4 protein-coding genes are annotated in these 6369 nt (G+C 65.4%); all 4 read right to left on the reverse strand.

Annotated elements, in window-relative coordinates:
- Positions 1-2 precede the first annotated feature (2 nt).
- Positions 3-1211, reverse strand: coding sequence for an ABC transporter permease (locus HUW53_RS20400; RefSeq protein ID WP_237347594.1), 1209 nt, complete (start codon positions 1209-1211; stop codon positions 3-5).
- A gap of 2 nt (positions 1212-1213) precedes the next feature.
- Positions 1214-2329: a microcin C ABC transporter permease YejB gene (locus tag HUW53_RS20405; RefSeq protein WP_237347595.1), complete on the reverse strand. Its 1116-nt coding sequence runs from the start codon at positions 2327-2329 to the stop codon at positions 1214-1216.
- A 147-nt stretch (positions 2330-2476) separates the two neighbouring features.
- On the reverse strand, positions 2477-4360 hold the full coding sequence (locus HUW53_RS20410) for an extracellular solute-binding protein (protein WP_237347596.1): 1884 nt from the start codon (positions 4358-4360) through the stop codon (positions 2477-2479).
- A 13-nt stretch (positions 4361-4373) separates the two neighbouring features.
- A complete protein-coding gene (locus HUW53_RS20415) occupies positions 4374-6269 on the reverse strand; it encodes an extracellular solute-binding protein (RefSeq protein ID WP_237347597.1) in 1896 nt (631 codons plus the stop codon).
- Positions 6270-6369: the final 100 nt, after the last annotated feature.

Here is a 6369-nt window from a genome sequence, read left to right on the forward strand (position 1 = left end):
TCTCACGCGAAGGTCTTGCGCGGGTCGAATGCGTCGCGCACCGCCTCGCCGACGAAGATGAGCAGGCTCAGCATCACCGCCACGGTGAAGAAGCCGGTGAGCCCCAGCCAGGGTGCCTGGATGTTGTTCTTGCCCTGGGACAGCAGTTCGCCGAGCGACGGCGAGCCGGGCGGCAGGCCGAAGCCCAGGAAGTCCAGCGCGGTCAGCGTCATCACCGAAGAGGAGAGGATGAAGGGCAGCATGGTCAGTGTCGCCACCATGGCATTGGGCAGGATGTGCCGTGCCATGAGGGTGAAATTACCTACGCCGAGGGCGCGGGCCGCCTGCACATATTCGAAATTGCGCGCGCGCAGGAATTCGGCGCGCACCAGACCCACCAGCGACACCCAGGAGAACAGCAGCAGGATGCCGAGCAGCACCCAGAAGCCGGGCACCAGCACCGAGGAGATGATGAGCAGCAGGTAGAGCGCGGGGATGGCGGTCCAGATTTCGATGAAGCGCTGGAACAAGAGGTCCACCCAGCCGCCGAAATAGCCCTGCACCGCCCCCGCCGCGACCCCCACCACGGAGGACACGATGGTCAGCGTGAGGCCGAACAGCACCGAGATGCGGAAGCCGTAGATGAGCCGGGCGAACACGTCGCGGCCCTGGTCGTCGGTGCCGAGCCAGTTCCATTCGAGCCCGGCGCAACCGGCAACGCCCTTCTTCTGCGCCACCGTCTTGCACTGGTCTTCGGTGAGCATCCAGGTGGGCGGGGAGGGGGCCGGCGTCGGCAGGTCGAGGTTGTGGGTGGAATAGGAGTAGCGGATGGGCGGCCACACGATCCAGCCGTCCTTTTCCGCGATCAGCTTTTGCAGGTAGGGGTCGCGATAGTCCGCGTCGGTCTCGAAATCACCGCCGAAGGTGGTTTCCGGATAGGCGCGGAAGACCGGCACGTAATAATGCCCGTCATAGGCGACCAGGATCGGCTTGTCGTTGGCGATGAACTCGGCGCCGAGCGACAGCACGAACAGCACCGAGAACAGGATGAACGACCAGTAGCCCCGCCCGTTGCCACGGAAATTGGCGAGGCGCCGCCGGTTCAGGGGCGACAGCGCGAAGCGCCCCTTCGGCCGGTTTTCTCCCGGAGGCTGGAGCTTGCCATGGGGCAGGTCGCGGGCGGCGGGCAGGTCGGTGGGCTCGCCCGGCTGGAGCAGGGGCACGCTCTCCATGCTCAGACCTCCCGCGTGTCGAAGTCGATGCGCGGATCGACCAGCATGTAGGTGAGGTCCGAGATGAGGCCGACGATGAGCCCCGCCAAAGAGAAGATGTAAAGCGTGGCGAACACCACCGGATAATCCCGGTTCAGCACGCTTTCGAACGACAGAAGACCGAGCCCGTCGAGCGAGAAGATGGTCTCGATCAGCAGCGATCCGGTGAAGAAGGCGGAGATGAAGGCGCCGGGAAAGCCGGCGATGACGATCAGCATGGCGTTGCGGAACACATGCCCATAGAGCACGCTCCGCTCAGAGAGGCCCTTCATGCGGGCGGTGGTGACATATTGCTTGCGGATCTCTTCCAGGAACGAGTTCTTGGTGAGCAGCGTCATGGTGGCGAACGCCCCGAGCACCATGGACGTGAGCGGCAGCACCAGATGCCACGCATAATCCGCGATGCGCTCGGGCCAGCTCATCTGCCAGAAATTCTCGGAGATGAGACCCCGCAGCGGAAACAGGTCCAGGAACGATCCGCCCGCGAACAGGATGATGAGCAATATGGCGAACAGGAACGAGGGGATGGCATAGCCGACGATGACGATTGCCGAGGTCCACATGTCGAAGCGCGAGCCGTCACGCATGGCCTTGGCGATGCCGAGCGGAATGGAGATGGCGTAAGTCAATAACGTCATCCACAGACCAAGAGAAATGGAGACCGGAAGCTTCTCGCCGATCAGCTCCAGCACGGTGACGTCACGGAAATAGGAGCGGCCGAAATTGAAGGTCGCGTAATCACCGATCATCTTGAAAAAGCGCTCATGGGGCGGCTTGTCGAAGCCGAACTGCTTCTCGAGCTGCGCGATGAAGGCCGGATCGAGCCCCTGGGCGCCGCGGTATTTGGCGGAGACGGCATCGGCGGCCCCCGCCGCCTGGGCTGCCGCGGCGGCGCCGGAGAAGTCACCCCCGCCGCCGGAGACGCGGGAGGTGGCCGAGACATCGTCGCCGGTGAGCTGGGCGATCACCCGCTCTACCGGTCCGCCCGGCGCGAATTGAATGACCACGAACGACACCAGCATGATGCCGAGCATGGTGGGCACCATGAGGGCAATGCGGCGGATGATGTAGGCGAGCATCGCGTCTCCCGTTCTGGACCTAGAGCTTCTTATTTTATCGCAATTTCAGACGCAAAACTGCGGCACACTTTTGCTGAAATTGCTCTCGCGGTGCAGACTAAAGGGTTTTTCGGCGGATTGGATACCGGTTCGCGGGAAGATGGCGGATCAGCCGGGCTTGGCGGCCCCAGGCGCCGTGCTCCACCAGGTGTCGAGCACCCCCAGCTCGTAGCGGGGCTTCACGTCCGGTCGGCCGAACACGTCCCAATACGCGATGCGGTTTTCGCCCGAATACCATTGGGGGATCCAATAATGCCCGGCCCTGAGCACGCGGTCGAGGGCGCGGCAGCAGGTGACGAGCGCGTCGGCATTTCCCGCCGCCAGGGCCTGGGCGATGAGCGCATCCACCACCGGATCGGCGATGCCCGCCACATTGTAGGAGCCCGGCGTGCGCGCCGCCTCGGTGGAGAAATAGGCCCGCAGCTCGTCGCCCGGATAGGGCGCGAAGCTGTAGCGCCGCACCACCACGTCGAAATCGAACGCCTGCAACCGCGCCTGGAACTGGGCTGGATCGACGATGCGGAAGGTGGCATCGATGCCCACCTTCTTCAGATGGCCGATGAAGCGGGCGTGGTGGCGCTCCATGGCGCCGTCGTCGTCCAGGAACTCCATGGTAAAGGGCTCGCCCTTGGCGTTGACGAGCTTGCCTTGCCGGATGAGGTAGCCGGCATCCTTCAGGAGCGCCACCGCCTTGAGACGCAAGGCCCGGTCTTCCCCCGAGCCGTCGGATGCCGGCGGCGCATAGGGTTCGCCGAACACCTCCTCGGGCAGTTGCGCCCGGAACGGGTCGAGCAGCTTCAACTCGGCGGGGGAGGGCAGGCCCTGGGCCATCATGTCCGAGTTCTGGAAGAAGGACACGGTGCGGTGGTAGGCGTCATACATGAGGTTCCGCCGCGTCCAGTCGAAGTCGAACAGGAGGCCGATGGCCTCGCGCACGCGGCGGTCGAAGAATTGCGGGCGCCGGGTGTTGAAAAACCACCCCTGCACGCCGGAAAAGCTCTCATCGGGGAGCGTCTCCAGCTTCACCCGGCCGTCGCGGACGGCGGGGAAGTCGTATTGGGTGGCCCATTCGCGGGCGGTGAACTCCTCGCGGAATAGATAGGCCTTGGCCTTGAAGCCCTCGAAGCCGGCGATGCGGTCGCGGAAATATTCGTAGCGCACGGTGTCGAAGTTGAAACGGCCGGTCAGGGCCGGCAGGCGCGCGCCCCAATAGTCCTTGACCCGGTCGTATTCGATGAACCGGCCCTGCTCGAAACGCCCCACCTTGTAGGGACCCGATCCCAAAGGCAGTTCCAGGGACGATTGGTTGAACGGGTGGTGTGCCAGATGGGCCTTGGAGAAAATGGGCATGCCGGCGGCGGTCAACGGCACGTCCCGCGCCCGCCCCGGCTTGAACCGCATCACCACGGCTTGGTCGCCATCCGGCTCCACCGCGATGAGGTCGCGCAGGGCCATGCGGATGGTCTCGTAGCCGTCCGCCTTGAGCGCCGCGAAGCTGGCCACCACGTCGGCGGCGGTCAGCGCCGTGCCGTCGTGGAAGCGGGCGGCGGGGTTCAGGGGAAAGCGATAGGTGAGCCCCTCGTCCGCGATCTCGACCGCGGTGGCGAGGCGCGGATACATGGCGCTCTTCTCGTCGCCGGCGGCGGTCATCAGCGTATCGTAGATGAGCTCGATGCCCTGGGCGCCGTTGCCGCGCTGGTTGTAGGGGTTCAGCGTGTCGAAGGTGCTCAGCGACTGATTGTAGAAGGTGGCGCGGCCCATCTGGGAAAACGGGCCGCCCTTCGGCGCCTCCGGGTTCACATAGTCGAAATGGGTGAAGTCGGCGGGGTATTTGAGGTCGCCGAAGAAGGAGAGGCCATGCCGCGCCTGGCTCGGCGCCGCTGGCGCGGGGCCTTCGGCCGCGGGGACTTCGGCAAGGGCGAGGCGCGGGCCGAGCGCACCGGCCCCGAGACCGACGCCGATGCGCAGCAGGGAACGGCGGGTGAGGTTCATGTCGTGGCGCCCGTCACTTGATGGAACCGATCTTGGCCGCCTTTTCCGCATCGAACCACCAGATGTCGGGGAAGGCGAAGGAATAGGCCGGCAGGTTCGCCGGATGGGAGAAGCGGTCCCAGCGGGCGGTGCGGGTGTAGTTCAAGGTCCAGGCCGGGATGACATATTCGTTCCACAGCAGCACCCGGTCGAGGGCATGGGTGGCGGCCACGAGGTCGGCGCGGTCGGTGGCGTAGATCACCTTGTCGATGAGCACATCCACCGCCGGATCGGTGATGCCGCCATAATTGCGCGAGCCTTCGCGGCTGGCGGCGTCGGAGCCGAAATAGTCGCGCTGCTCGTTGCCCGGCGACAGGGACTGGCCCCAGCCGGAGACGATCATGTCGAAGTCCCGCGCCCGCACCCGGTTGATGTATTGGGAGGAATCCACGAGGCGGATGCTGACGGAGATGCCGAGCCGCTCCAGCGCCGGCTTGTAGAACACGGCCACCCGCTCGAACGCGGGGCTCGCGATCAGGATTTCGATGGTGAAGGGCTCGCCCTTGGCGTCCACCAGCTTGCGGTTCTTCACCTCGTAGCCGGCGGCCTTGAGCAATTGCGTTGCGTCGCGCAGGTTGGCGCGCCGGGCGTTCTCGTCGCCGCTGACGGGGTTGGCGTAGGCGGCGGTGAACACCTCCTGCGGAACCTTGCCCTTCAGCGGGTTGAGGATCTCAAGCTCGCGCCCCTGCGGCAGGCCGGAGGAGGCGAGTTCGGTGCCGGAGAAATAGGACGAGATGCGCTTGTATTGATCGAAGAACAGGGCGTGGTTCATGCCTTCGAAGTCGAGGGCATAGTTGAGGGCGCGGCGCACCCGCCGGTCCTGGAACTTCGCCCGCCGCAGGTTGGGAATGAAGGCCTGCATGACCCCCGAGGCGCGGTTCTCGAACATTTCGAGGATCACTCGCCCATCCCGGCGGGCGGGGAAGTCATAGGCCGTGGCCCAGTTCTTGGCGGAGCTTTCGATGCGGAAATCGTACTGGTCGGCCTTGAAGGCCTCCAGCATCACCGTGTCGTCACGGAAATACTCGTAACGGATCTCGCTGAAATTGTCCTTGCCCACATTGACATTGAGGTCCTTGCCCCAATAGTCCGCCACCCGCTCGTAGACGATGGTGCGGCCGGGGGTGACGCTCTTGATGCGATAGGCGCCCGAGCCCAGCGGCGGTTCCAGCGTGCCCTGGGTGATGTCGCGCGGCTTGCCGTCGGCGCCGACGCCGGTCCACCAGTGCTTCGGCAGCACCATGAACTGCCCGACGATCTGCGGCAATTCGCGGTTGCCGGCCTGATCGAAGGTGAAAGTGACCTCGCGCGCGCCGGTCTGCTGCGCTTTCACCACGTGGGAATAATAGAACTTCTGGTTGGGATTGTTGGCCACCAGCGCCTCGAACGACCACACCACGTCGTCGGGCGTGATGGGCGTGCCGTCGTGCCACTTGGCGCCCGCGCGCAGGCGGTAGGTGACGGAGGAAAAATCGGCGGGGTAGCTCACGCCCTCGGCGATCAGGCCGTATTCGCTCGCCACCTCGTCAAAGGCAGGCACCATCAGCGTGTCGTAGATGAGGCTCAGCCCGCTGGCGAGGCTGCCGCGGGGGATGACGAAATTGAGCGAATCAAAGCCGCCGTCCTCGGCGAGCCGCAGCGGCCCGCCCTTGGGGGCTGCGGGGTTCACATAATCGAAATAGGCAAATCCCGCCGGGTATTTCGGCTGGCCCATCAGGGACAGTCCGTGATGGAAGGCGGGGCTGCCGGCCGCCGGCGCCGTGGCGGGCGGCCCGGCCGGCGCGGCCTCCTCGGCAAAGCCGCGGGTCGCAAGGGCGGGTGCGAGGGCGGCGGCGAGGGTGAAGGCGCGGCGGGTGAGCAGCAAGGGCATCGACGACTCCGGATGACAGGTCCGCTGTGCACCGGAATACCTGATTATCCGCCGTTCCGCGACGAGGGAAAGGCGAGGTCTCCGGAGCGCGGCGCCCGCC

Source organism: Xanthobacter agilis (assembly GCF_021730435.1).
GTDB classification, from domain to species: Bacteria; Pseudomonadota; Alphaproteobacteria; order Rhizobiales; family Xanthobacteraceae; genus Xanthobacter; species Xanthobacter agilis.

Excerpts from the sequence above, each read along its gene's own strand:
- HUW53_RS20410 (WP_237347596.1), bottom strand. The coding sequence starts at position 4,360 with ATGAACCTCACCCGCCGTTCCCTGCTGCGCATCGGCGTCGGTCTCGGG.
- HUW53_RS20415 (WP_237347597.1), bottom strand. The coding sequence starts at position 6,269 with ATGCCCTTGCTGCTCACCCGCCGCGCCTTCACCCTCGCCGCCGCCCTC.
- HUW53_RS20400 (WP_237347594.1), bottom strand. The coding sequence starts at position 1,211 with ATGGAGAGCGTGCCCCTGCTCCAGCCGGGCGAGCCCACCGACCTGCCC.
- HUW53_RS20405 (WP_237347595.1), bottom strand. The coding sequence starts at position 2,329 with ATGCTCGCCTACATCATCCGCCGCATTGCCCTCATGGTGCCCACCATG.